At 56.2% G+C, this 23,410-nt stretch carries 21 protein-coding genes; 11 read left to right on the top strand and 10 right to left on the bottom strand.

Annotation, left to right across the window (positions count from 1 at the left end; genetic code table 11):
- Window positions 1-118: 118 nt before the first annotated feature.
- From HMPREF0183_RS07280 to secA, 3 genes are all read left to right on the top strand, one after another.
- Window positions 119-703 carry a ComF family protein gene (locus tag HMPREF0183_RS07280; RefSeq protein WP_156798200.1) on the top strand — a complete coding sequence of 195 codons (585 nt, stop codon included), beginning with the start codon at window positions 119-121 and terminating at the stop codon, window positions 701-703.
- A gap of 49 nt (window positions 704-752) precedes the next feature.
- Window positions 753-1,409, top strand: coding sequence for a ribosome hibernation-promoting factor, HPF/YfiA family (gene hpf / locus HMPREF0183_RS07275; protein WP_040348493.1), 657 nt, complete (start codon window positions 753-755; stop codon window positions 1,407-1,409).
- A gap of 120 nt (window positions 1,410-1,529) precedes the next feature.
- A complete protein-coding gene (secA, locus tag HMPREF0183_RS07270) occupies window positions 1,530-4,232 on the top strand; it encodes a preprotein translocase subunit SecA (RefSeq protein ID WP_005884506.1) in 2,703 nt (900 codons plus the stop codon).
- A 38-nt stretch (window positions 4,233-4,270) separates the two neighbouring features.
- Here the strand turns inward: secA and HMPREF0183_RS07265 are convergent, their stop codons facing one another.
- Together HMPREF0183_RS07265 and HMPREF0183_RS12160 are read right to left on the bottom strand one after the other, a co-directional pair.
- Complete coding sequence (locus HMPREF0183_RS07265; RefSeq protein ID WP_005884504.1) at window positions 4,271-4,702, bottom strand: Rv3235 family protein; 432 nt, start codon at window positions 4,700-4,702, stop codon at window positions 4,271-4,273.
- Complete coding sequence (locus HMPREF0183_RS12160; RefSeq protein ID WP_005884502.1) at window positions 4,699-5,427, bottom strand: LysM peptidoglycan-binding domain-containing protein; 729 nt, start codon at window positions 5,425-5,427, stop codon at window positions 4,699-4,701. The genes HMPREF0183_RS07265 and HMPREF0183_RS12160 overlap by 4 nt, the downstream gene beginning before the upstream one ends.
- Before the next feature lie 101 nt (window positions 5,428-5,528).
- Between HMPREF0183_RS12160 and HMPREF0183_RS07255 the strand changes: the two genes are divergently transcribed.
- Entirely contained in the window at window positions 5,529-6,032 is a 504-nt protein-coding gene (locus HMPREF0183_RS07255; protein WP_005884501.1) for a hypothetical protein, read from the top strand.
- A 3-nt stretch (window positions 6,033-6,035) separates the two neighbouring features.
- Here HMPREF0183_RS07255 and HMPREF0183_RS07250 read toward each other — a convergent pair whose 3' ends face one another.
- Entirely contained in the window at window positions 6,036-6,254 is a 219-nt protein-coding gene (locus HMPREF0183_RS07250) for a helix-turn-helix domain-containing protein (RefSeq protein WP_040348491.1), read from the bottom strand.
- Between the two features lie 162 nt (window positions 6,255-6,416).
- Between HMPREF0183_RS07250 and HMPREF0183_RS12155 the strand changes: the two genes are divergently transcribed.
- From HMPREF0183_RS12155 to HMPREF0183_RS07235, 3 genes are read left to right on the top strand one after another with little or no spacing between them, the layout of a single operon-like run.
- Window positions 6,417-7,004 (top strand): SAF domain-containing protein, encoded by a 588-nt coding sequence (locus tag HMPREF0183_RS12155; RefSeq protein WP_050775376.1) that lies wholly within the window; start codon window positions 6,417-6,419, stop codon window positions 7,002-7,004.
- Window positions 7,001-8,215, top strand: a complete 1,215-nt coding sequence (locus tag HMPREF0183_RS07240; RefSeq protein WP_005884496.1) for a CpaE/TadZ family protein — start codon at window positions 7,001-7,003, stop codon at window positions 8,213-8,215. The genes HMPREF0183_RS12155 and HMPREF0183_RS07240 overlap by 4 nt, the downstream gene beginning before the upstream one ends.
- Window positions 8,212-8,652 carry a DUF6912 family protein gene (locus tag HMPREF0183_RS07235; RefSeq protein ID WP_005884494.1) on the top strand — a complete coding sequence of 147 codons (441 nt, stop codon included), beginning with the start codon at window positions 8,212-8,214 and terminating at the stop codon, window positions 8,650-8,652. The genes HMPREF0183_RS07240 and HMPREF0183_RS07235 overlap by 4 nt, the downstream gene beginning before the upstream one ends.
- Here HMPREF0183_RS07235 and HMPREF0183_RS07230 read toward each other — a convergent pair.
- Entirely contained in the window at window positions 8,614-9,078 is a 465-nt protein-coding gene (locus HMPREF0183_RS07230) for a DUF2505 domain-containing protein (RefSeq protein WP_169309667.1), read from the bottom strand. The genes HMPREF0183_RS07235 and HMPREF0183_RS07230 overlap by 39 nt on opposite strands.
- A gap of 137 nt (window positions 9,079-9,215) precedes the next feature.
- On the opposite strand from HMPREF0183_RS07230, the gene HMPREF0183_RS07225 reads away from it, so the two are divergent.
- Window positions 9,216-14,102 carry an NAD-glutamate dehydrogenase gene (locus HMPREF0183_RS07225; protein ID WP_040348489.1) on the top strand — a complete coding sequence of 1,629 codons (4,887 nt, stop codon included), beginning with the start codon at window positions 9,216-9,218 and terminating at the stop codon, window positions 14,100-14,102.
- 3 nt (window positions 14,103-14,105) lie between these two features.
- Window positions 14,106-15,572, top strand: coding sequence for a sensor histidine kinase (locus HMPREF0183_RS07220; protein WP_005884488.1), 1,467 nt, complete (start codon window positions 14,106-14,108; stop codon window positions 15,570-15,572).
- Window positions 15,573-15,627: 55 nt separating this feature from the next.
- On the opposite strand, the gene HMPREF0183_RS07215 is transcribed toward HMPREF0183_RS07220, so the two are convergent.
- Entirely contained in the window at window positions 15,628-15,876 is a 249-nt protein-coding gene (locus HMPREF0183_RS07215) for a WhiB family transcriptional regulator (RefSeq protein WP_040348529.1), read from the bottom strand.
- A 245-nt stretch (window positions 15,877-16,121) separates the two neighbouring features.
- Here HMPREF0183_RS07215 and HMPREF0183_RS07210 point away from each other — a divergent pair, with 245 nt between their 5' ends.
- Window positions 16,122-17,552: an NAD(P)H-quinone dehydrogenase gene (locus tag HMPREF0183_RS07210; protein ID WP_005884484.1), complete on the top strand. Its 1,431-nt coding sequence runs from the start codon at window positions 16,122-16,124 to the stop codon at window positions 17,550-17,552.
- A gap of 19 nt (window positions 17,553-17,571) precedes the next feature.
- Here HMPREF0183_RS07210 and HMPREF0183_RS07205 read toward each other — a convergent pair whose 3' ends face one another.
- The 3 genes from HMPREF0183_RS07205 to HMPREF0183_RS07195 form a co-directional block, all read right to left on the bottom strand.
- Entirely contained in the window at window positions 17,572-19,314 is a 1,743-nt protein-coding gene (locus HMPREF0183_RS07205; protein WP_005884482.1) for an acetyl/propionyl/methylcrotonyl-CoA carboxylase subunit alpha, read from the bottom strand.
- Between the two features lie 85 nt (window positions 19,315-19,399).
- On the bottom strand, window positions 19,400-20,074 hold the full coding sequence (locus HMPREF0183_RS07200; protein WP_005884481.1) for a Maf family protein: 675 nt from the start codon (window positions 20,072-20,074) through the stop codon (window positions 19,400-19,402).
- Window positions 20,071-20,943, bottom strand: coding sequence for an SGNH/GDSL hydrolase family protein (locus HMPREF0183_RS07195; protein WP_005884479.1), 873 nt, complete (start codon window positions 20,941-20,943; stop codon window positions 20,071-20,073). The genes HMPREF0183_RS07200 and HMPREF0183_RS07195 overlap by 4 nt, the downstream gene beginning before the upstream one ends.
- Before the next feature lie 42 nt (window positions 20,944-20,985).
- On the opposite strand from HMPREF0183_RS07195, the gene HMPREF0183_RS07190 reads away from it, so the two are divergent.
- Entirely contained in the window at window positions 20,986-22,353 is a 1,368-nt protein-coding gene (locus tag HMPREF0183_RS07190; protein WP_169309666.1) for an AI-2E family transporter, read from the top strand.
- A gap of 59 nt (window positions 22,354-22,412) precedes the next feature.
- On the opposite strand, the gene greA is transcribed toward HMPREF0183_RS07190, so the two are convergent.
- Together greA and HMPREF0183_RS07180 are read right to left on the bottom strand one after the other, a co-directional pair.
- Window positions 22,413-22,904, bottom strand: coding sequence for a transcription elongation factor GreA (gene greA, locus HMPREF0183_RS07185; RefSeq protein WP_005884475.1), 492 nt, complete (start codon window positions 22,902-22,904; stop codon window positions 22,413-22,415).
- A 101-nt stretch (window positions 22,905-23,005) separates the two neighbouring features.
- Window positions 23,006-23,401 (bottom strand): DUF4307 domain-containing protein, encoded by a 396-nt coding sequence (locus HMPREF0183_RS07180; RefSeq protein ID WP_005884473.1) that lies wholly within the window; start codon window positions 23,399-23,401, stop codon window positions 23,006-23,008.
- Window positions 23,402-23,410 lie beyond the last annotated feature (9 nt).

The raw sequence follows: 23,410 nt of genomic DNA, 5'->3' as shown, positions 1-23,410 counted from the left end.
CATGCTGTCGGAGTTCGTCGACCTTTTGATTCCGCGCGTGTGCGCCGGGTGCGGATGTGAAACCGTGTCTCTGTGCTCCGCTTGTGTGAGGAGCCTCGACACCGAACCTGTCGCCACCATGCCACGGTACGGAACGGTCAAAGCCTACGGAGCGGGCTCGTACGAAGGCGTGTTGCGCAACGTTATCGTCAACTACAAAGAACACGACCGACGCGACCTTGCCCCAGTTCTGGGGCTCATGCTTGCACGCGCAATCGCTAGCGCTCTTGCCGAGGCTCCTGTGAGTTCCGCGCCGGTGCTGTTGGTGCCCGTGCCAGCTAGGGCCACCTCGGCCCGAAAGCGCGGAGGAAACCACGTGGAAACACTTGCCCGCAACGCCGCTGAACATTTCATCCGCGACGGTTTCCCCATGCGCGTAGCGCCGGTTCTGGCGGTCCGTGGACGCGGCGATCAGGTGGGATCAGGGGCGCACGGGAGGCGCCGGAATGTGCGGGGAACCCACAGAATTTCCCATCCCGAGGTTGTTTCTAAGTGGCCGCGGGATATCCGGGTGATCGTTGTGGACGACATTGTGACAACTGGGGCGACGGTGGCTGAATCAGCGAGGGTTTTGCGTGAATCCCACATTGATATCGTTGCTGTTGCAAGTATCGGGATTACGGGCTCAGAAAATAGAAACTGCGAAGAAAATAGGGAAGAATGAACTATCACCATTTATGGTGAACAGTTTTCGAGGTGCAAAGGAGAGCATCGTGGACATCGTAGTCAAAGGACGCAACGTCACCCTTTCTGAAAGCTTCCGGTCGCATGTAGAGGACAAAGTCTCCAAAGTTGAACAACTCGCACCTCGCGCACTCCGCGTTGAAGTTGTTCTCACTCACGACCCCAACGTACGTCAGCCGGAAAACACCGAACGCATTGAAATCACGGTAATTGCTAAAGGGCCAGTGTTGCGTGCAGAAGCCACAGCGTCAGACAAATACGCCGCTTTGGACCTCGCCTGGGCGAAGCTGCTTGAACGTTTGCGACGCGCACGTGACCGGCAGAAGATTTCGCGCCAAGGTAAGCACCGGAGTGCTTCGACGGCAGAAGTCTTGGCCAGCATGGAAGTCGTCGACCCGGTCATTCCTTCTGAAAACGAGAAGGACGAAAAACGCGAAACGCCCCAGAACATCGACCAGACGGGCGGACGCGTTCCATCAGAGGGTGACTCACCTGTGGTTCTGCGTGAAAAAACCTTCGCCGCAACCCCCATCGCGCTAGATGAAGCGATCAACCGCATGGAAATGGTGGGGCACGACTTCTACCTCTTCATCGATGAAGCATCCACAAAGCCGTCGGTGGTGTACAAGCGTCGCGGGTGGAGCTACGGTGTTATTACCTTGGACCCAGAACTGACTGAAGATTAATTTTTGCGCATGTGGCCGGCCAAAGTGCCGGCCACATTGTGTGTTCACCATTTAACCGCGCTAAACTGAGGCGCGGATTTATCATGCGGTAAACCGTCCGCCTAACAGTCGAGGAGAATCGTGGCCAATATCCTGGAGAAGCTGCTCCGGAGGGGTGAAGGACGCACACTCAAAAAACTGCGTAACTACACCACGGCGATCAACGAACTGTCGGAAGAGTTCGAAAAGCTGTCAGACACCGAACTTCGTGAAGAGACAGATCGTTTTAAAGAACGGTTCAAAGACGGCGAATCACTTGACTCAATTCTTCCCGAGGCGTTTGCGGCCGTCCGTGAAGCCAGCTCCCGAACGGTGGGGCTTAAACACTATGACGTGCAGTTGATGGGTGGTGCCGCGCTGCACTTAGGCAACATTGCGGAAATGAAGACCGGTGAAGGTAAGACACTGGTTGCGACGGCGCCGGCATATCTCAATGCCTTGACTGGGGGCAGTGTTCACGTGGTGACGGTGAACGACTATCTGGCAAGCTACCAGTCTGAACTGATGGGCCGTGTTTTCCGTTTCTTGGGAATGGAAACGGGATGCATCTTGGCTCAACAAACACCTGATGTTCGCCGTAAGCAGTACGCCGCTGACATTACCTACGGCACCAATAACGAATTTGGTTTCGACTATTTGCGCGACAACATGGCATGGACGGCCGACGAAAAAGTGCAACGTGGCCACTCTTTTGCGATCGTTGACGAGGTTGACTCAATTCTGATTGACGAAGCCCGTACACCATTGATTATTTCTGGCCCTTCTGAGGGTGATGCCGACCGCTGGTACGGCGATTTCGCAACCGTGGTGAAGCGTTTGAAGCGCGACCGTGATTACGAAGTCGACGAAAAGAAGCGCACCGTAGGTGTGATGGAAGCCGGTATTGAGCGGGTGGAAAACTACCTGGGTATTGGGAACCTGTATGACGAAGCCAATACTCAGCTCATCAGCTTCCTCAACAACTCGATTCGGGCAAAAGAGCTGTTCACGCGCGACAAGGACTACGTGGTTCTTGACGGTGAAGTGCTCATTGTTGACGAACACACGGGACGTATTCTTAAAGGCCGCCGGTACAACGAAGGTTTGCACCAGGCAATTGAAGCTAAAGAAGGCGTGAAAGTTCAGGCTGAAAACCAGACGCTGGCCACCATCACGTTGCAGAACTACTTCCGCATGTACGACAAACTGTCGGGAATGACAGGTACTGCAGAAACCGAAGCGGCAGAGTTCAACTCCACTTACAAACTGGGTGTTGTTCCTATCCCAACCAATAAACCCAACCAGCGTGTCGACCACACAGACATCGTGTATCGCAACATGGAAGTGAAGTTCAACGCGGTTGTCGATGACATTGCTGAACGTCACGAAGAAGGACAACCAATCCTGGTGGGTACAACCAGCGTGGAAAAGAGCGAATACCTATCCCGCTTGCTCGCCAAGCGTGGAGTTCGCCACGAGGTTCTCAACGCCAAGCACCACGAACGGGAAGCCGCGATTGTCGCGCTTGCCGGTCGGAAGGGCTCTGTCACCGTGGCCACCAACATGGCCGGGCGTGGTACAGACATCATGTTAGGTGGTAACGCTGAGCACTTGGCTGTTGCCGAAATGGAAAAGCGCGGATACGACCAGCACGAGGACCCTGAAACTTATGAAGAAGCGTGGCAGGATGTCCTGGCTGAGATTGAGGAGCGCGTAGAGGAAGAAGCCAAAGAAGTTCGTGAACTCGGTGGTTTGTACGTTCTGGGTACCGAACGCCACGAATCGCGCCGTATCGACAACCAGCTCCGAGGTCGTGCCGGCCGTCAGGGTGACCCAGGTGAATCGCGGTTCTACTTGTCGCTGACCGATGACTTGATGCGCCTGTTTGGGGCAAATGCGGCTGAGCGTATTTTGACAATGACAAAAGCGCCAGAAGACGAGCCGCTTGAATCGAAACTGGTGACTCGTGCGATTTTGTCTGCTCAGACTCAGATCGAGCAGCGTAACGCTGAACAGCGTAAGAACGTTTTGAAGTACGACGACGTTCTCAACCGTCAGCGCACTGTGATCTACGGTGAGCGCAACAAGGTTCTTGAGGGAGAAGATCTCGCCGAACAGGTTGCGAACTTCCGTGAAGACGTTATGCAGGCATACGTGAACGGTGCTACTGCGGGCAGCCCAGAAGACTGGAACTTGGACGAACTGTTCAGCGCTGTTGGCGAGCTTTACGAGCCCACCATCACAGCTGAAGAGCTCGTGGAAGACGCTGGCGGTAAGGCTTCTTTGACGCGAGACAAAGTCTTCACCGAACTCTTGTCTGATATGGAAGTGGCTTACGGCGAACGCGAGGAACAGCTGGGCGAAGAAGGCGCACGCGAAATGGAGCGTCGCGTTATCCTCAGCGTGATCGACAAGCGGTGGCGTGATCACCTGTACGAAATGGATTACCTCAAGAACGGTATTGGCCTGCGCGCTATGGCACAGCGCGACCCTCTTGTGGAGTACCAGCGTGAAGGTTTCGATATGTTCAACCAGATGCAGGAAGGCATCAAGGAAGATGTGGTTCGCCTGACGAACACGCTCGAGGTTAAGGTGACCGTTAACCCAGGGAAGGATCTAGAAGATCCGTCCGATGACTTTGTTGAAGTCGAGGCTGAGGAGCTCAAGCAGAAGAAGACGAGACTTCTCTTGTCCGCGCCTTCTGAAGACGGCGGAACCGACGTTACCCCAGAAGACGAACCTCAGGATGAAGCTCCGAAGAACCGTCAACAGCGCAGGCAGGCGAAGAAAAAGAAGAAGCGCTAGGCATCACTCGTTGCTGTGAAGCTCGACGCGAGCGAGCTTCACACAATGACGAGCTCGTGCAGAATCCACCGCCCGGACGTGCTTTCTAGGCGTAACGCTACAGCGCGTCTGCGGTCAGGGCTCATGATGTTGACGCTTGCTTCCACCACGTTTGGGTTCAGATGACACACTCGGATGGCGCCTGGTGAGATACGGGCTGCCGGTGCTGGGCGTGTACGGGCCAATTTGGTTCGCACCTGTGCGAACGTGCGTAAACGGTCAATGAGTTCAGGGGTTGCCCATCTGACGAGCGTTGAGGCGGAGCGACGCCCCTGAAGGATTTCAACGCACGCAACGGCGAGGGCCGTCACGACGTTGTCCACTCCGCTGGTTTCCACGCGTGGTGAGCGAGGAGCTGGTGGGGTGGGGCGAGTGTGTGATGTGCGCGCGTGTGGTTTACGTATCACGGGCGCGTCGAGTTGTGCGGTCATGGCACGTTCAGTTCCTGTCCGGGGAAGATCAAGTTGGGATTCTTTCCGATTGTTTTGCGGTTCGCGTTAAACAGTGCGTCGGGGTCGACATTCATCTTTTGCGCGATTTTCCATAGAGAGTCGCCCTTTCGAACGGTGTAGGTTCGCTTCTCCTTGGGTGCTGTTTTCTTCTTAGGGGGCGACTCGCTTGTGGGTGACGGTGATGGCGCGGGTGGCGCGGTTTCCCGAGGTCGTTCAGAGTTGGTAGTGGGCCATGTGGGTGAGGGGAGTGCCGGTCCAGGCGTTTCCACGTGGGGTGATGGCAAAGTGCTCGTAGGCCATATGGGCGACGGAGTTGCTGGCTCAGGTGCTTTTAGTGCAGGTGAGGATGGACTACTGGTTGGCCACATGGGTGCTGCGGTGGCGTGTGACGCGCTCGCAATGACGAGCCCAACAGCAACAGCGATGCCCTTCTTGAAGTGGGTAGGCGCTAACCAGACTGCGAGTTGGGACAGGCCCTGGCCACGGTGGGGCGCAAAGCGGCGAACACACCAGGCGGTGAACACTGCCAAAATTGCCAGCTGAAGCCGGATACCCGCAGCGATTCCCAGGCATACGCAAATGGCGATGAGCGTCATGCTCAGATCACCCGAATGAATTGCTTCTAACGCTTTGTGGTTCCATACGACAGCCATAAAGCAGAGGGTCGCATGGGCCACTGAGACTCCGATAATCCGATGAAACATGTTTCCTCCTTGAAACATCAATAACTGAATATACCCATGCCAAGCGATTAAAAGTCAATGATGTTCGAATAACTATTTTTTGGGTATGGCAATATGTCGGTATGACAGATCGGTGGGATCAGCTTTTCGATGACATGGCGGCGCGCTTAGACTCCAGTGATGCGTATGAACGCATGGGGCAGCAGGCTGATCTGGTGGAGGAGGCGTTTGCCGAACGGAGCTTAGCGGAGAGGCTGTCCGGGGCTCATGGGCAAAAGGTCACGCTGTGGGTCGAAAAGCGGGGGATTAGCGGCGTCGTTGACCGATGCGGCAGTACATGGGTCGTGCTGGTGCAGGAGACACGACCGGTATTGGTGATGCTTGCTCATGTGGAACTTGTTCGCATGGCGTCGCGGGTTCACGGTGAGCCGGGGATGATGAGTGCGATGTCGGTGTTACGTGCGTGGGCTCGTGAGAGGGTTTTTGTGCGCGTGGAATTTGCTGGCGGTTTCACTGAGGGGAGTATTGATGCAGTGGGCCGCGACTATGTGCAATTGCGGTCTGGTGGAGAGTTTGATGTTGTGCCACTGACTGGGATTCGCGCAGTGTGGGCGCTTCCCGAATAGTGACTAGTTCTGTGAAAGCGATTCGACTTCTTCTTGAGCCTGGCGATACATGCGCTGGATGTAGTCTTCCAGTTCTCCTTTTTCGACGCGCCACTGTCCGCGTCCCCCGACTTTAATTGCGCGCAGTTCGCCTGAGCGCACCAAAGCGCGAGCTTGTGCGATCGAAACGCTGAGTATTTCTGCTACATCCGTGAGGGGGAGGAATCGAGTTTCAATAGCCATGAGGGTTCCCTTTCGTGTGAAACGTACATAGAATGAATGCAAATGGACGAAAAATGCCATTTGATATCAAATGATACCATTTGGCGTTGGAGTTTCGTTCACTGTCGTGTAGTTCAACGGAGAACAACCATGAAAGAAACACCCAGATTTACTCTCCCTCGAATGCGAGATCCGCGAGTTCTCGTGGGAATCATCCTCGTGATCGCCTCGCTCTTAGGTACGTGGGCTGTCATCACGCGCGTTGCAAACACCGTCACCGTGTGGGCGGCGTCTAAACCACTTGTTTCGGGAAGCACCATTGACCAAGACTCACTCACTGCAGTTGAAGTGCGACTTCCAGATACAGAGGACAAGTATGTGCGCGCAGATCAGTCCTCGCCTGTCGGTATGTCTGTCACAGGTTCAGTCGCTGCAGGTGAACTGGTTCCCGCGTCTGTTCTCGTTGATCCTGCTCGCTTGGACGGTCGTGTGATCGCGTTGGATATTCCTGGAAACCTGCCGCAAGCAGTACAGGCGGGGGCTTTTGTCGATGTCTGGGCAACGGATACTAAAGACGAAGAGGCCCAACCTGTCGAAGTGCTTTCGCGTGCCCATGTGCATGCGGTGGGACGTGACGAAGGTGGCTTCACCTCGACCGCTGGAACGCGTCTCGAAATCTATGTGCCCAACGACAAACTCCAGCAGGTACTCGAAGTTGTTGCGACTGATCACCGGGTCTCGATTGTGGCTTACCCCAAGGAAACCTCATGACGATTCACGTCATTGTGGCTGTCGATGTGGAGTTCGAATCGCAACTCGTGTCTGTTCTTAACGATCTCGACGGAGTTTCGGTTCAGGCTCGTCCTGCCGATGAAAGTGAGCTACTGGCTGCAGTTGTGGCGGGAACTGGCGACGTGGTCATCTTGGGTGAGTACTTCACCGGAGCCGACCGCGAACTCGTCCGCCGAATTCGTGGGAACTCAGGAAAAGTGTTGGGATTCGGTGAAGCTGAGTCGGCTGTCGCAGCGTGGGACGTGAACGAACATGTGTCTCCGTGGGCCTCGCCCAATGAACTCGCTGCCGCTCTGAGGCGAGTCTCAGCGTCAGTGGTAGCTCCGCCCAAACCTGATTTCGCACCCGCTCCTTCCCCTACGGCACTGGGAAGAATCATTGCGGTGTGGGGGACAGGCTCAGCTCCGGGACGTTCAACGGTCGCCGCTAACTTGGCGCATGCTCTTGCACAACACGACACAGCAGTTCTCGTCGACGCTGATACGGTGAACTCTGTTCAGGCAGCGCTTTTGGGAGTCCTATCTGACACCCCTCAGCTGGTTACTCTGTGCCGGAATGTCGAAAACCTGACTGCCAGCACAATCGAAGAGGCAGTCACCGTTTTTGATCCTAACTTTCACGTAGTGACAGGTTTGTCGCGGGCAGAGAGATGGCCGGAAGTGAAACCGGCCCACCTAGCCGAGGTGTTACAGACTTTGCGCGCCCATTACACCTGGGTCGTGGTGGATATTTCGGACAGGATTGACCCCGACGACGAGTTTGCCGACCCGTACTATGACCGGCATAGCGCGACTCGAGTAGTTCTGGACGGAGCAGACCATACAGTTGTTGTGGGAACCGGGGACCCTATGGGACTTAAACGACTCGTAGAACTCCTGGACAGTCACCGCATCCGCGACCTCGTGGACTTCACTACTGTGATTAACCGGGTTCGGGCGAGCGCGGTTGGACAGTCGCCAGAGAAAACACTTGCGGCCACACTGTCTAAGTTCACGCATGTCAACGACCCCGTTTTTATCCCCGAATCAGTCAAAGACGTCGACCGGGCGGTACTTGCCGGTCGGACGGTCACCGAAATGACACCTCGGGCGCCCTTTTCCCTAGCCATCACCGAACTGAGTGAACGGTTTGCGCCACGCCGAGCCGAACCTTCGCGCACGCGCAGACGAAAGCGGAAGATGGCAGTATGAGCGTTCGAGCGTACTTCCCACTGACAGTTTCCGAATTCCGTGCGTGGCCCAACGTTACGCCTTCAATCGCGTTTACTCCACACCCGCGCACCCACGGTCTCAAAGGCGACGCACTCGACGAAGTCGAATGGTTAGCGATGAGCTATGCTGCCGCAGCTCTTGAAGAAAATGCAGCTCAGGCTGGCGAAGGCCGCGTGGTGCTGGCGGCTGACATCCCAGCACCTAGGAACACAACGGACGCTGGGGGTGACGTGTTGGCGTTTGAACCTGCCCAGTTAGACCCGTCCAAAGTAGTCAGCGCGCACATCGATGACCCGGACGAACTGAGTCGGCTGGGCAGCGACGCTCAGGCTAATCTGTCAATTCTGCGTGACGCGTCCTTGGTGTGGTATGACGCCTCAGAGTTCCGCGAGCTTATCGAGCTGACGCTGAAGTAATTTGCGGGCAGTGGGTTCAGCTTTGCCTTCAAGCGCGGGGCCCACAAACGGAACGTTGACCGTCAGGGTGGCATTGACAGTCACTGTTGATGAACTACCTTGGCCCTCTATTGTGATGTCGGCTCCCACTTGTGCTGGAACACCAGGGGCATGCGCTTGGTATGAGACAACTCCGCCGTCGTTTTTCGCAGCTGGAACACGGGCTTCCTGCTTGACGCGCACATTAGGTGAGATGAACTGCGCGAACTGGGTCGGAACCTGGTCCTTATCTACGGGACACATCACGCGCACAAGCCAACCGGAGTCAGCATCACCTTCACGTGAGAACTCAAAATTGTGTTCCTTCCAGAACTTTTCAGTAGCAAGTAATTCGAGAAGTTCTTGAGGCGACCGGCCGTAGTTCTGTTGCATGCGAATGGACTTCATGAGGCAAGTGTTGCACGACTGAGTTATTTCTGACGAAGACCAGGCCCAAGACTTCGAACCAGGCACACATTCGACGTACAGTAGAGACAAGTTCAAGGATGAACACGAGGAAACAACCCTACATAAGAGGTGAAAAAGTGACCGAGGTCTACCCGGCCGAGATCGCCCAAGCATGGCACTCATTGACGGGGCACACCCCGCCCCAAAATTTGCTTGAAACCTACTACCCGCGCATAGCGTCTTCCGACTTTGAAACCTACGGAGCCAAAACGCTCGCCGCCGTAGCGATCCATCACTGGGAAGTGGCTAGCCAATACACCGGCGAACAAGCGGTTATCGACATCCACAACCCAGAACCTTCCGACCCCGACTACTCCGGTAGTCGCACTGTCATCGACATCGTGGTCAGTGACATGCGCTACTTGCTGTCTTCTCTGACCGCAGACCTCACGGGCGAAGGCTACGCTCTGCGCGCTGTTCACCACCCCCAAGTCATCACTGAACGAACCGGTGACGGGCTGCGCATCATCGCTCCTCAAGGGACGGCACACACCACGGAGACAACCACCTCGGTCCTGCCCATCATCACCGCGGACGTCACCAAAGATGACGAAACGCTGGAGTCCTGGACGCACATCGAAATCGACGCGATCCCCGAACCCGAATTCGACGCGCTGCGTAAAAAGATCGCTCAGACCATTGAATTCGTAGGTGCGGCAGACCGCGACCGCGACGACATGGCGGCAAAGGCCAAAGAAATCGCAGCGGAGTTGCGCAACCAACCTCCCGGGATCGACTTGCGGACAGAAGCAGCACAAGCAGCCGATCTTCTGGACTGGCTTGATGGGCGATTCGCGTTCATGGGATACCGCGAATACCGTTTGGAAAACAACGGTGAAACCACTTCGCTTGAACCGATTCCAGGGACAGCTCGTGGTATCAGCGCTTTGCGCGAACCCAAAGCGTCCCCACTGTCACGGGCAGTTGCGTCACACGCCTCGGACCGTCATGTCTTGGTGCTCACCAAGGCGAACTCGCGTTCCAAACTCATTCGACGCGGATTCCTGGACTACTTGGGCATCAAAACATTCGACGAAAACGGCCGCATCATCGGTGAACGTCGCTTTGTGGGCTTGTACACCTCGTCGATGTACACGGCTTCGGTTCTGACGATCCCGGTGGTGCGTGAAAAGTGTGAATGGATTCTTCGGGAATCCGGAATTTCACGCAATACGCACTCCGGTGATGAGCTGGTGTCGATCCTCGAAACCTACCCGCGTGACGACATGTTCCACGCAGCGAAGGAAGAGATCCTCGACATCGCAATGTCGGTGGTCAACCTGCAAGAAAAGCGTGAAGCATCTGTTTTCATCCGCCGGGACACGTATGAACGTTACGTTTCGGTGTTGGTGTATGTTCCACGCGATCTGTACGACACGGCATCGCGCAGGCGCGTTGAAAACGTGTTGCGCGAACTCTACCGGGCAAGCAGTGTCGACTTTGATGTGTTGCTCTCAGACTCGGCCTTGGCCCGTTTGCACTTTGTTGTGCGGGTTGACCCCAAGGACCTATTGCCGGAGATTCCTTCAGGGCAGGTATCGAACCGGATCCGTGGTGCTTTACGGTCGTGGAATGAGGATGTGCGCGAGTTCCTGTCGCCATCCTCCGAACGTTTGAGCCATGCTGTAGCGCAACGTGGCGGGCTGTGGGGACAAGCTTTCCCACCGTCCTATCAAGACGATTTCACTCCGCATGACGCTGTTGCTGATGTTCAGCGCTTCGAAGCGATGGAAAGTGACAACACGCCGTATGTGCACGTGACGCGGGCTAAGGGCTCGTCCGACCGTCACATCCGCTTGGCACTGTACCGTTTTGAGCCTGCGAATTTGAGCGACATTTTGCCGTACATGGCAAATTTGGGTGCCGAGGTCGTTGACGAGCGTCCGTACCACCTCGAGCTCGCCGACGGCACCAGCCGGTACATTTACGACTTTGGTCTGGAGTTCTCACAAGACGTTTCTGAATCTGACTTCGAACGGATTGAAGATGCGTTCAAAGCCGGGTGGCAAGGTAAGCGTGAACACGGTCGCATGGACAAGCTCATTGTGGCTGGTCTGACATGGCAAAACGTAGCGCTTCTGCGTGGGATCTCGCACTATCTACGACAGAGCGGCTTCTCCTTATCAGAAAAGAACATGGGGGATGTATATTCGGGCCACCCTGAAATTTCGCGACTCTTGGTTGAGTTGTTCACCGCTAAGTTCGATCCTGACTTCGCACAGGACCGCGAAAGCGCAGTGGCAGAGAAAACCGAAGAAATCTACGAGGCACTCGCCCAGGTGACGTCCCTGGACGCTGACAGGATCTTGCGTGCCACCGCCGAGGTGATCGCGGCTACCGTACGCACGAACGTCTTCCAGCGTGATGAGAACGGTGAGCCTCGCCCAGCAAACGTATTTAAGATCAAGCCGGAGCTTCTCGAATTCAGTCCTAAGCCGCGTCCGGCTTTGGAAATGTTTGTGTACTCGCCTGAAGTTGAAGGTGTCCACTTGCGGTTTGGTCGCGTGGCACGTGGTGGTCTGCGGTGGTCTGACAGGCGAGATGACTTCCGCACTGAAGTGTTGGGCCTGGTGAAGGCTCAAATGGTGAAGAATGCGCTCATTGTGCCTACAGGAGCCAAGGGTGGGTTCTACCCTAAGCGCCTGCCAGACCCTGCTGTGAACCGCGATGCGTGGGGTGCTGCGGGCCAGGCTGCTTATGAAGTCTTTATCAGTTCGCTTTTGGACGTGACCGACAACCTGGTGGTTGAAGACGGCAAGCAGAAGACGGTGCACCCTGAACGCACGGTTCGTTACGACGAAGACGACACGTATCTTGTGGTCGCAGCCGACAAGGGCACGGCCAGGTTCTCAGATGTGGCGAATAAGATCGCGGTGGACCGGGGCTTCTGGCTCCAAGATGCCTTTGCTTCAGGTGGTTCAACTGGGTATGACCACAAAGCGATGGCGATTACTTCCCGCGGTGCGTGGAAGTCGGTCGAACGCCACTTCCGTGAGCTGGGTGTCAACACTGCGACTGACGACTTCACTGCTGTAGGTATCGGTGACATGAGCGGTGACGTGTTCGGTAATGGAATGTTGCGCTCCGAACACATCCGTTTGGTGGCGGCATTTGACCACCGCGACATTTTCATTGACCCATGCCCTGATGCAGCGACCTCGTATCACGAACGGAAACGCCTGTTTGAACTGCCACGTTCTAGCTGGCAGGACTACAACCGGGACCTGATTTCCGCTGGCGGTGGAGTATTCTCGCGGTCCTCGAAGTCGATCGAAGTCTCACCTGAAGCAGCTGAAGCTTTGGGGATGAAGGCTGGCGCGTACACGGCACCCGATCTGATTCGTGCAATTCTGTGCGCCCCGGTTGACCTGGTCTACAACGGGGGAATCGGAACCTACATCAAGTCGGAGGCCGAAACCCACGCGCAAGTCGGAGACAAGGCAAACGACGCTGTCCGAGTTAACGGAGCGGATTTGCGTGCCCGTGTCGTCGGTGAAGGTGGAAACCTGGGTGTCACGCAGCTGGGTCGTATTGAAGCAGCGTTGAACGGTCAGAAGATCAACACTGACGCTGTCGACAACTCAGCAGGAGTGGACTCTTCGGACAACGAAGTGAACATCAAACTGCTTCTGTCCACGCTAATTGAGCACGGCGAGTTCCCGGCAGAAGACCGTGTGAGCGTCCTGGAATCAATGACTGACGAAGTCGCTGATCTGGTTCTCGCTAATAACTACTCACAAAATGTGGCGATGGGTGAGGCTCGTAGCAACAGCCTGCGTCTCACTGGCACGCTGAGCCGTCTGATGAAGTACTTGGAAAACAACCAGGGACTAGACCGGGCCGTTGAGTTCCTCCCAAGCAGCAAGGAACTCAATAGGCGGGTATCTGAACAGGGCGTGGGACTCACTTCGCCTGAACTGGCCGTTTTGCTGGCATATGTGAAGATGAACGCGGCCGATGCGATTCTTGAATCAGACGTTCCAGACGAACCGTTCATGAAGAAGCATGTGCTGCAGTACTTCCCCAAGACGCTCACGGAAAAGTATGCTGAACAGCTCACAGAGCACCCTCTGTTCCGGGAGATTGCGACGGCACATCTGGTGAACCGCATGGTTGACCGAGGTGGTCTGACCTACATCTTCCGTCTTGTGGAAGAAACCGGTGCGTCCATTCCACACGTCGCTCGTGTGTTCACCACAGTGAGTGAAGTATTCGACCTGGACGAGCATTTCGCTGAGATTTTTGCGCTGGACAACAAGGTTGACACTGCGACTCAGGTAGCTTTACAAAACAACTACATCCGTCTTTTGGATCGGGCTTCGCGCTGGTTCGTTAACCAGGCGCCAGACTTCTTCGTAGTCGAAGATGAGATTGCGCGTTACCGGCCAACGGTGACTGAGCTCCGCCCACATTTGCCAGCTTTGGTACGAGGCTCTGACCGTGACAAGCTCGAAGGCCGGGTTGGTGACTTTGTGCGCCGAGGTGTCCCCACCGACCTGTCGTACCGTGCGGCGGGGATGCTCGACGAGTACGCATTGCTCACGGTTGCGCAGATCGCGGCAACCTCGGAATCAGATGCGGAAGAGGTCGCTGAAATCTACTTCGGTGTGACCGAACTGATCCACGGGGTCAAGATCCTGGAAAACATTGGTGCTTTGGATCGCTCTTCGCGGTGGACCGCGCTGGCTCGTGGCGCGCTGCGAGACGATTACTACCAAGCAGTCGCAGCTATTGTCGATGCGGTGCTGGAGTCGACCCAGTCTGACAAGGGCACGGCACAGGACCGCTCGGATGACCGTCTTGCTCAATGGCAAGTGCACAACGAAACGTCCTTGCGCAAGGTCCGCGAAACGGCTGACGAGGTGCTTTCACTCGAGCACGTCGACCAGGCACCTCTGTCTGTGCTGTTGCGCATGATTCGTTCGCTGGTGCGTTCGACCGTGTACCAGTCTCAACTGGACTAGCAGATGAGCGCATTTGCTGATCTGTTGCACAGCAAGGGAATCACCGACGAAGACGATATCGAGTGGTTGCATCTGCTTGTTGAAGACTGGCAGATGATCGCAGACCTCGCCTTTTCAGACCTTGTTTTGTGGGTAAAAGAGGGCGACACGTTTACTGTTGTGGCTCACTGCCGACCCAATACAGGGTCGACTGTGTACCCGCACGACGAGATCGGGACCGTGGCAAACGATGCCGAAAGGTCGCTGATTTCCGACGCGATGGAGTCTGCTCAGACCCGCCAGTACGGCTCTGAAGAGGGCATGCTGCAAGGAGCCGAGGCGGTCCCAGTTGTGCGTGAATGTTCAGTGATCGCGGTCCTCACCATCCATTCGGACGTTGAGCGTAAGGCTAACTATTCGCGCATGGAGCGCAATTATCGTTCGGCTGGCGTGATGCTCTTGTCGATGATTGCGGAAGGGTATTTTCCTGATGTGGAAGCCCCGTCAGGTGTGCGACGTGGTGAGCCTCGTGTGGGCGATGGCATGCTCGTTCTCAACCGTGAAGGTCGTGTGCGGTATGCCTCGCCCAATGCGATTTCGGTTTTATACCGCCTGGGGTACAAAGGCGAGCTCGAGGGACGTTATTTAGCAGAACTGATGTCGGATCTGTTGTCGAAGCTACGGCCGGTTGACGAAATTCTTCCGCTGGTTCTCACTGGGCGGGCTGCATGGCGCACAGAGCTGGAGTCGAAAAAAGTTTCCGTGTCTGTGCGTTCCATTCCGTTCCGTCGTGGGGAGTTCCGGACGGGAGCTTTGTTGCTGGTACGGGACATTTCCGAGATTCGTCGGCGCGAACGAGATCTGTTGTCGCGGGACACGATGATCAGGGAAATGCACCACCGGGTTAAGAACAACCTGCAGACGGTGTCAGCGCTTTTGCGACTGCAGAAACGCCGGGTAGAGTCCCCGGCAGCACAGGCAGCTTTGGAAGAAGCGATGCGCAGGGTTTCTGTGATTGCGGTTGTGCACGACGTGCTGAGCCAGGGAGTAGACCCTGAGGTCGATTTCGATGAAGTTGTCAGTAAGGGTGTGCGCCTGGGGCCCACGTTGGCCAACCCGAACAAACACATCGTGTTGGAACAGATCGGGAAGTTTGGGACGATCTCTTCAGCTGACGCAACTTCGCTTGCTTTGGCAGTGACTGAACTGGTCACGAACGCGATTGAACACGGGTTCGTGTGCGAAACAGAAGATGAGTCCGTGCATGGTAATGTGTGGATCCGTTCACGCAGATACGACGACCGGCTCGAAGTCGTTATCGCAGATAACGGGGTTGGGATCGGCGATGGCGAGGGCCCTGGAAATGGCTTGGGTACTCAGATTGTCAAAACCCTGGTGACAACTGATCTGGATGGAACGATTGAGTGGCGTGCCCGGGAGGGCGGGGGGACCGAGGTGGTTCTGGACTTCCCGCTCAGGTCGGGGACGTAGCATCCTGGCTAGGAGAAGCGGACGAACTGTGTAAAGCTCAGTGCCCCGGGTGTCGTTAGCCTGCGCGACGTGCGCGCGCAGCACGGCGCTTGAGGGCGCGACGTTCGTCTTCGCTCAAGCCTCCCCATACGCCTGCGTCTTGTCCGGTTTCAAGGGCCCACTGGAGGCATGTTTCGGCGACCTCACAGCGGTGGCACACACTTTTCGCTTCTTCGATTTGGAGCAGGGCTGGGCCGGTGTTGCCGATGGGGAAGAAAAGTTCAGGATCCTCGTTGAGGCAAGCCGCACGGTGACGCCAGTCCATGGTGTCCTTTCTCAGGTGTTCCGCGTGCATATGGCTCATGGTCGGCGTGCACGGGGTTGGGAAGAAAATTCTTAGTAACCTAAGATTCACACAATGGCAAGCCTGATACAAGGGGTCTGTAGTGTGAAATTTCTGACAGCATAAAACTCTTGCGTATCACGACTAAGCGTGCCTTGAGTCGCAGTCAACTCTTTTGCAGTAACCCCGGTCTTTGGAATGGTCACATTGGCTGACACAATGGAAATGTGAAAAACGTTCTTGACCCCTCGCAAAATCGTGTCGTCATTATTGGTGGAGGACCGGGCGGCTATGAGGCCGCTTTGGTCGCTGCTCGTTCTGGTGCCGACGTCATGCTCATTGAGAAGAACCGTACTGGTGGCTCAGCTGTTCTCACTGACGTGGTGCCGTCAAAGTCCTTGATCGCAACCGCCGAGGTCATGGTTGAGTTCACCGAGTCCTCGCAGCTTGGGTTGCGAGTAGGTGAAGGGGAGGCCGACCTGGATGGTCAGGTGTGGGTTGACCTTGAAGCGATGAACCGTCGCATCATGAAGCTGGCGAATGCGCAGGCTAGCGACATTCACGATTCCTTGGTGTCAGAAGGCGTGAAAGTGATTACTGGTGCGGGTCGCCTCACGAGCGCGTCTGAAGTGCATGTGACGGAAACAAACGGCACTGAGTATGAGCTGACCGCTGACACGGTTCTGATCGCAGTGGGCGCGCACCCCCGTGAACTTCAGTCTGCGATGCCTGACGGCGAACGAATTCTTTCGTGGACTCAGCTATATGACTTGAAGGAACTTCCTGAACACCTCGTCGTTGTGGGTTCAGGTGTGACGGGTGCAGAGTTCGCGTCTGCGTACAATGCGTTGGGCAGTGAAGTGACGCTCGTGTCGAGCCGTGACCGGGTGCTTCCGGGGCAGGATGAAGATGCTGCCGAGGTGATTGAATCGGCTTTCCGTCGCCGTGGCATGAACGTGTTGTCGCGTTCGCGCGCCGATTCGGTGACGCGCACCGAGGACGGTGTTGAGGTGGTTCTTGCCGACGGCCGTAAGGTACGCGCGAGCCACTGCCTCATGGCGGTCGGTTCGATTCCGAACACGGCTGACTTGGGGCTGGAAGCTGCTGGAGTCCACTTGGAGGACAGCGGACACATTATTGTCGACGGAGTTTCTCGCACCTCGGTCCCGGGAATCTATGCGGCAGGGGACTGCACCAGCGTGTTCCCGTTGGCATCCGTTGCTGCGATGCAGGGACGCATCGCCATGTGGCACGCTTTAGGCGACGCAGTTGCGCCACTGAAGTTGCGCAACGTGGCTTCGAACGTGTTTACGGCCCCGGAGATCGCCACTGTGGGATTCACGCAGGCTGATCTTGCGACGGCAGGTCACGACGTCGAATGGTCCATGGTGTCGTTGGCGACGAATCCGCGCGCCAAGATGCAAGGCAATGAAGAAGGCTTTATCAAGGTGTTTGCACGCCGCGGTTCCGGTTCAGTGCTCGGAGGAGTGGTCGTGGGCCCTAAGGCGAGTGAGCTCATCACGCCTATTGCGCTCGCGGTCGAAAACCGTCTGACGGTCGATCAGTTGTCGTCAACGTTTATGGTGTACCCGTCGGTGAGTGGTTCGTTGTCAGAAGCGACCCGCCGTTTGCACCACCGCCGCGAATTCCGCGAGTAAAAAGCAACAAAGAGTGTGTCTATTGGAACTTCACCAAGGGAGCTCCCGACTTCACAGCCGAACCAGCTTCTACGCACACTTCGCTAACAGTTGCGGTGCGGGTGGCGGTGAGAGGTTGCTCCATCTTCATCGCTTCAATGACTGCCAGGCGGTCGCCTTCGTTCACGGTGTCACCGGGCTGAACGTCAACAGCCACGATGGTGCCTTGCATGGGGGCGGTGAGGTCACCGGAGTTGGCAGCAATGCGGGTGGTTTTCCGTCGCCGAGGTGGTTTCACCTTGGTCTGCTGCCCACCGGTGGTGAGGCTCGCTGGGACCTTCACTGTCAGACGGTGACCGTCAACTTCCACCACGACGTCGGTGGTAGTGTCTTCGGGGCTCGTTTCAGCAGTGAGTTCTTGTGGAGCTGAGAAAGATGGCATGAACTCTTGTTCTAACCACAGCGTGTAGACCGAAAAGTCGGTGGTGAACGCTGGGGTACGCACCAGCTCGCGGTGCAGAGGAAGCAAAGTGGCTACGCCCTGGAGAACGTACTCGTCGAGAGCACGCCTAGCACGGGCAAGCGCCTGTTCGCGGTCTTCACCTGTCACGATCAGCTTGGCCAGCATGGGGTCAAAGTCTGTTCCTACAACAGTGCCTTCTTTGACACCAGAGTCCATACGGATACCGGGGCCCGCTGGTTCGTGAAGTTCAACGATCCGGCCAGTCGCGGGGATGAACCGGTTTGCTGGGTTCTCCGCGTTAATGCGGAACTGGAACGCATGGCCACGTGGAGCAGGCAGAGAAGAGGGGAGCTGCTCGCCACGGGCAATCTTGAGCTGCCACGCCACCAGGTCGACCCCAGTGACTTCTTCTGTGATTGTGTGCTCGACCTGAATGCGGGCGTTTGCTTCCATGAACGTGATGGTGCCGTCTTGGCCCAAAAGGAACTCACACGTGGCCGCCCCCACATACCCCACGTGAGACAGGATCTTCTTGGATGCTTCAACCAAAACCTGGTTCTGTTCATCGCTCAAAAAAGGTGCGGGTGCTTCTTCAACGACTTTTTGGTGGCGCCGCTGAAGTGAACAGTCGCGGGTAGAAACCACCACGACGTTGCCGTGCGAGTCAGCCAAACACTGCGTTTCGATGTGGCGTGGTCGCACAATCTGCTTTTCCAACAAGCATTCGCCACGGCCAAACGCGGCAACCGCTTCACGGCTGGCTGATTCGAGAGCAGTTGGAAGGTCTTCGCGGTTGGCTGCCGTGCGGAAACCGCGTCCACCGCCACCGTGAACAGCCTTCACTGCGACCGGGTAGCCAATCGAGTCGGCAATAGCGAGTGCGTCTTCAATGTCTTTGACCGCACGCCCCGAGCCTGGCGTGATTGGGGCACCAACAGCTTCAGCAACAGCACGAGCCCCGGCCTTATCGCCAAGAGCTTCGAGAGCGTCTGGGGCCGGGCCGATCCACGTGAGGCCCGCTTCGGTGACTGCGCGGGCGAACTCGGGACTTTCGGCTAGGTAGCCGTACCCAGGGTGAATTGCTTGAGCGCCGGAGCGGTGAGCGATGTCGATAAGCGCCCGCATATCCAGGTAGGTCGTCGCTGCACCGGTTCCTGGCAGGAGCCAGGCGTCATCGGCGAACCGGACGAAATCGGCGTTGGATTCAGCGCTGGTGTACACGGCAACCGACTGCAGTCCAAGGTCACGGCATGCGCGAACGATCCGTAGTGCGATCTCACCGCGGTTAGCGATAAGAACCTTTGAAAACTGGGCGCTCATTCAATCTCCCGTCACGAAAATCTGACGAGGCAAATCTATGAGAGCTTGCTACCGTCTCCAAATCTTTTGTAGACACGCTACAAAACTACGTGGAAGTTATTTTCCATAGTTTCGGCCAGCTGATGCCCAAACCAGTGACCAGGGTGCGTGCAAGCGGAATACTCAACCCAATGACGTTCGTGTGGTCACCCTCAAGCGATTTAACAAAGGCCGCCCCGTACCCGTCGATCGTCAAGGCACCAGCTACGTGGAACGGTTCGCCTGTTTTGCAATACGCGGCGATCTCTTCTTCGCTGATGTCAGCGGTGTGAAGCGTGGTTGAACCAACAGCGTCAGCTTGGTCAATCAGGTCCCAACCCGCGCGTCCTCTGCGCAAAAGAGCAATGCAGTGCCCCGTGTGCAGAACAGCCGACTTTCCACGTAAACGTTTCCACACCTCGGCCGTGGCCTGTGCGTTACCCGGCTTGCCCACCGACTCACCGTTTAACTCCAGAAGCGAATCACACGCGATCAGAACGCACGTGTCTGCCGTACCCACAAGGTCCTCGTGCGGGTCCTGTGCCAGAGCCGTGATGACCGCGTGCGCTTTCGTCTGCGCCAAAAGGGCGACCTCATCAATCACGGACTGCGGAGAAACCTCCTCAACAACAGCGTTTTCGTCGACCTGCGGGCGAATCACAACCGGTTCAATCCCGGCTTGCCGCAACAGGGACAGTCGGCTAGGTGAACTGGAAGCAAGGACGGTGACAATTGTGTTCACTTTTGCTCCTCGGAATCTGGCGTAGACAAAACTTGCGATTCAAGATCGGCTGAAATGCGAGCAAGAACAGCCGCCACGATCTGCTTATACCCCAGGGGAGAGGGGCTACGACGCGAATCGGCCAGCAGTCCTACCTGCGCGGTGCCTGAGAGCACCTGGTTAAGAGAAATGGGAAGCGCGTGCGAACTCACCGCCATGAGCCACTGCGAACCAGACACTACGCGTGAAGAGCGACGAAGGATTGTACGAAGCGGGCGCCGCACGCCAGGAAGCAAGCCGAGGTTAGGGCATGTGAGAACCACAACTCGGTAGCCCCCTTCACGCTCCAGACGGTTAAGTGCACTACTAAAAACAGCCACGCCACTGTGGGTCACGCTGGGGCGAACAAGGTCCGCTGAGCCCATTGAAATAACCGCAAAACGCGGAGCTGTTGAACCCGAACGCGAACGCCGCATCCTCGAGTCCGCCAGGACTGTGGCGATCTGCGCACTCATCTCTTCACCTCGGGCGCCAGGCTGGGTGCAAGCACGCACTCGGACGCGTTGCCCCAGCAAGGTGGAAAGACCTCGGCCCATGAGGGCGGCCGGGGACGGGGCACCCGGTCCTGTTCCCGCGATCCACGAATCCCCAATCACTGCTAACGCCGGTAGGTCTTCGGAGTGGGTGTCTAAGGGCGCCGAGGTGGTTCCCGCTTCCGCTGACGTGTCGTCAGGGCCGATCGTCATGGCGATGTCTTCGCCAGGCAACGTGAGGTCGCGTTCGAACAGGGCACGCATCCGGTTTGACTGCATGCGCAACATCGCTGCCCCAGCCCCAGCTATGAGCGGGAGGGTGAGCGATGTAACAAGAAGTTTCGTGGATGCTTTCATCGGTTTGAGTCTATGAATAAAAGCGACGGTAAGCTATTTGTCATGAACTCGAAGAGCCGACGCAATCCCATTTTGGGCAGGTGGTTGCGCAACGTGAACAAGGTTCGCGAAGAAGAACCACAACCCACACAAGCAATCAGCTTGGACGACTTTAACGATCGTGAAATTGAGCAAGCGCGCGAAGAGAGCCAGAAACCTCCCTACGTTTCACCCGGACTGAAGCTGGCTGCGGCATGGAGCTGGCGTTCTCTCATCGTGATTGCTGCTGTTGCGGTGGCATTCTGGGGGCTGTCGAAGGTCTCAATCCTGGTGCTGCCGTGTTTGATCGCGCTTCTTCTCGCGGCCTTGATGGCACCAGCTGTGAGTTTCCTTGACCGCCACAAGTGGCCGCACACGCTTTCCGTGATCACTACGTTTCTTGGTTTTATTCTTGTGGTCTTGGGGCTTCTGGCATTTACCGGTCAGCAGATTGTGGTCGGGTTCCCCGCCCTTGCCCACCAGGTCGTTCTTGGTGTCAACAAACTGAACGCGTTTGTTCAGAACAACCCGTTTGGTATTGACTCCACAGTCATCACAAGCTATCTCGACGAGCTCAGTGGCAAGGCACTCGACTGGCTTCAGAAATCACAGGGAAAGATCGCTTCCGGCGCGTTGGGGGCTGCTTCGAGTATTGGGAACTTTGTCACCGGCCTGTTGATCACCCTGTTTGCATCGTTCTTCTTCTTGTATGACGGCGGACGTATCTTCCAGTGGTTTGTGCGCCTTCTGCCTAAACCAGCTCAACCGAAGTCGGTTGCGGCTGCAGTCAACGGATGGAGCACACTTGTTCAGTACGTCCGCGTCCAAGTGCTTGTTGCCGGCATTGACGCTGTAGGTATTGGTATCGGTGCTTTTGCTCTGGGTATTCCGCTGGCCTTTCCGCTGACCGTGCTGGTGTTCTTGGCGTCGTTCATTCCTCTGGTAGGTGCCGTGCTGACCGGTGTTATCGCCGTGCTCGTGGCTCTCGTTTCCAAAGGCCTGGTCACTGCCATCATCATGCTCATTGTGGTGGTCGGTGTTCAGCAACTCGAAGGAAATGTGTTACAACCGTTCCTCATGGGTAAGGCCGTTGCCGTTCACCCGTTGGCTGTTGTTTTGGCAGTGACCGGTGGTGGTGTGTTGTACGGTATCCCAGGTGCGCTGTTCGCTGTTCCTTTCGTCGCCATGCTCAACACGGTGGTGCTCACTTTGAGCGGAAACCCCGAATACATGAAAAAAGCCAACGAAGCGCTGGTGAAGATCAAAGGAGATAGCGAGGCACTAACGAAAGCGAAAGAAGCCACTTCAGAACATGTGGAAGCTCAAAAGTCGAAGCAGCATGTGGAAGCTGGGGCGCCGCAACAAGGAACGCAAACAACTTCCGAGAAGTAGGTTCGGTGAATGAAAAAACCGTGGAACCAACGGGTTCCACGGCTTTTCTTATACACCTATTAGTACGCTTTTGCCGATTCGATAGTGACTTCGATCATGCGACCGTTAGGAGCTTCATACTCCACTTTGTCGCCCACCTTCTTACCGTTTACGGCTGCTCCCAAAGGTGACTTTTCAGAGAAGACGTCAACGTGGTCTTCTTCTGAAATGATTTCGCGTGAGCCCAACAGGAACTCGATTTTGCGACGTCCCATCTTCAGAGTGACGAGCTTGCCAGGAGTCACGGTTGACTCATCACCGTCCGGTTCGCTCACATTTGCGTTTTGCAACAAGTGTTCGAGTTCGCGAATACGCGCTTCGAGCTTTCCTTGTTCTTCACGTGCTGCGTGGTAGCCACCGTTTTCTTTGAGATCGCCTTCGTCACGAGCAGATTCGATGCGCTCGGCAATTTCCGTGCGACCGGGTCCCGACAGATGCTCGAGCTCCTTGGTGAGACGTTCAAACGCTTGGGGCGTGAGCCACGTCTGGTCTGCGGTGTTTTCCGCGGTCATAATTGTGCCTTTCTATGCTGCGCCAGTGGTCGTTTGGCTAGCTGGAACAAAACATATCCCGGGTTCCTTTGGTGGAACTCGGGATACATTAAACCGCTATCTTATCCCACAAAGGCACAAGATTCCACGTTTCCTTGTGCCCCTTTTTGGGTAGTGCGAATGTCAACACTGTCGTGGTACATGGATGCCGAGGTCGCTTGGGGGTCTGCGGGAATAGTGACTTCTTTGTAGCCCACGACTGCTTCGTACTGGTTCCTAATGACAGCTGCACACCGGACGTCCCGTTGGGCATCGGGGACTATGGAAAAAGCCACAGATGCGTTAGCGGCGTCATGGGCGGTGAAGTGTGAAGTTTCAGGTGCATGTGGGTTGGTGCGTGGTTTAAATGCGAGAAATGCCGCTCCGGCAATCAAAATGACGACGACGCAGGCCAGTGCCAACAGGAGTGGGCGTTTGTTAACGCCCTGGCGACCGTATCGAGAGTCAAGCGATTCCATGGGAGCTTT

Origin of the sequence: Brevibacterium mcbrellneri ATCC 49030 (assembly GCF_000178455.1) — a bacterium.
Lineage (GTDB): Bacteria > Actinomycetota > Actinomycetes > Actinomycetales > Brevibacteriaceae > Brevibacterium > Brevibacterium mcbrellneri.
This window is presented reverse-complemented; position numbering and strand designations above follow the sequence as displayed.

Coding starts and splice junctions, on each gene's coding strand:
- HMPREF0183_RS07280 (WP_156798200.1), top strand. CDS start 119: ATGCCACGGTACGGAACGGTCAAAGCCTACGGAGCGGGCTCGTACGAA.
- HMPREF0183_RS07265 (WP_005884504.1), bottom strand. CDS start 4,702: ATGACCGCACAACTCGACGCGCCCGTGATACGTAAACCACACGCGCGC.
- HMPREF0183_RS12160 (WP_005884502.1), bottom strand. CDS start 5,427: ATGTTTCATCGGATTATCGGAGTCTCAGTGGCCCATGCGACCCTCTGC.
- HMPREF0183_RS07255 (WP_005884501.1), top strand. CDS start 5,529: ATGACAGATCGGTGGGATCAGCTTTTCGATGACATGGCGGCGCGCTTA.
- HMPREF0183_RS07250 (WP_040348491.1), bottom strand. CDS start 6,254: ATGGCTATTGAAACTCGATTCCTCCCCCTCACGGATGTAGCAGAAATA.
- HMPREF0183_RS12155 (WP_050775376.1), top strand. CDS start 6,417: ATGCGAGATCCGCGAGTTCTCGTGGGAATCATCCTCGTGATCGCCTCG.
- HMPREF0183_RS07240 (WP_005884496.1), top strand. CDS start 7,001: ATGACGATTCACGTCATTGTGGCTGTCGATGTGGAGTTCGAATCGCAA.
- HMPREF0183_RS07235 (WP_005884494.1), top strand. CDS start 8,212: ATGAGCGTTCGAGCGTACTTCCCACTGACAGTTTCCGAATTCCGTGCG.
- HMPREF0183_RS07230 (WP_169309667.1), bottom strand. CDS start 9,078: ATGAAGTCCATTCGCATGCAACAGAACTACGGCCGGTCGCCTCAAGAA.
- HMPREF0183_RS07220 (WP_005884488.1), top strand. CDS start 14,106: ATGAGCGCATTTGCTGATCTGTTGCACAGCAAGGGAATCACCGACGAA.
- HMPREF0183_RS07215 (WP_040348529.1), bottom strand. CDS start 15,876: ATGGACTGGCGTCACCGTGCGGCTTGCCTCAACGAGGATCCTGAACTT.
- HMPREF0183_RS07205 (WP_005884482.1), bottom strand. CDS start 19,314: ATGAGCGCCCAGTTTTCAAAGGTTCTTATCGCTAACCGCGGTGAGATC.
- HMPREF0183_RS07195 (WP_005884479.1), bottom strand. CDS start 20,943: ATGAAAGCATCCACGAAACTTCTTGTTACATCGCTCACCCTCCCGCTC.
- HMPREF0183_RS07190 (WP_169309666.1), top strand. CDS start 20,986: ATGAACTCGAAGAGCCGACGCAATCCCATTTTGGGCAGGTGGTTGCGC.
- greA (WP_005884475.1), bottom strand. CDS start 22,904: ATGACCGCGGAAAACACCGCAGACCAGACGTGGCTCACGCCCCAAGCG.
- HMPREF0183_RS07180 (WP_005884473.1), bottom strand. CDS start 23,401: ATGGAATCGCTTGACTCTCGATACGGTCGCCAGGGCGTTAACAAACGC.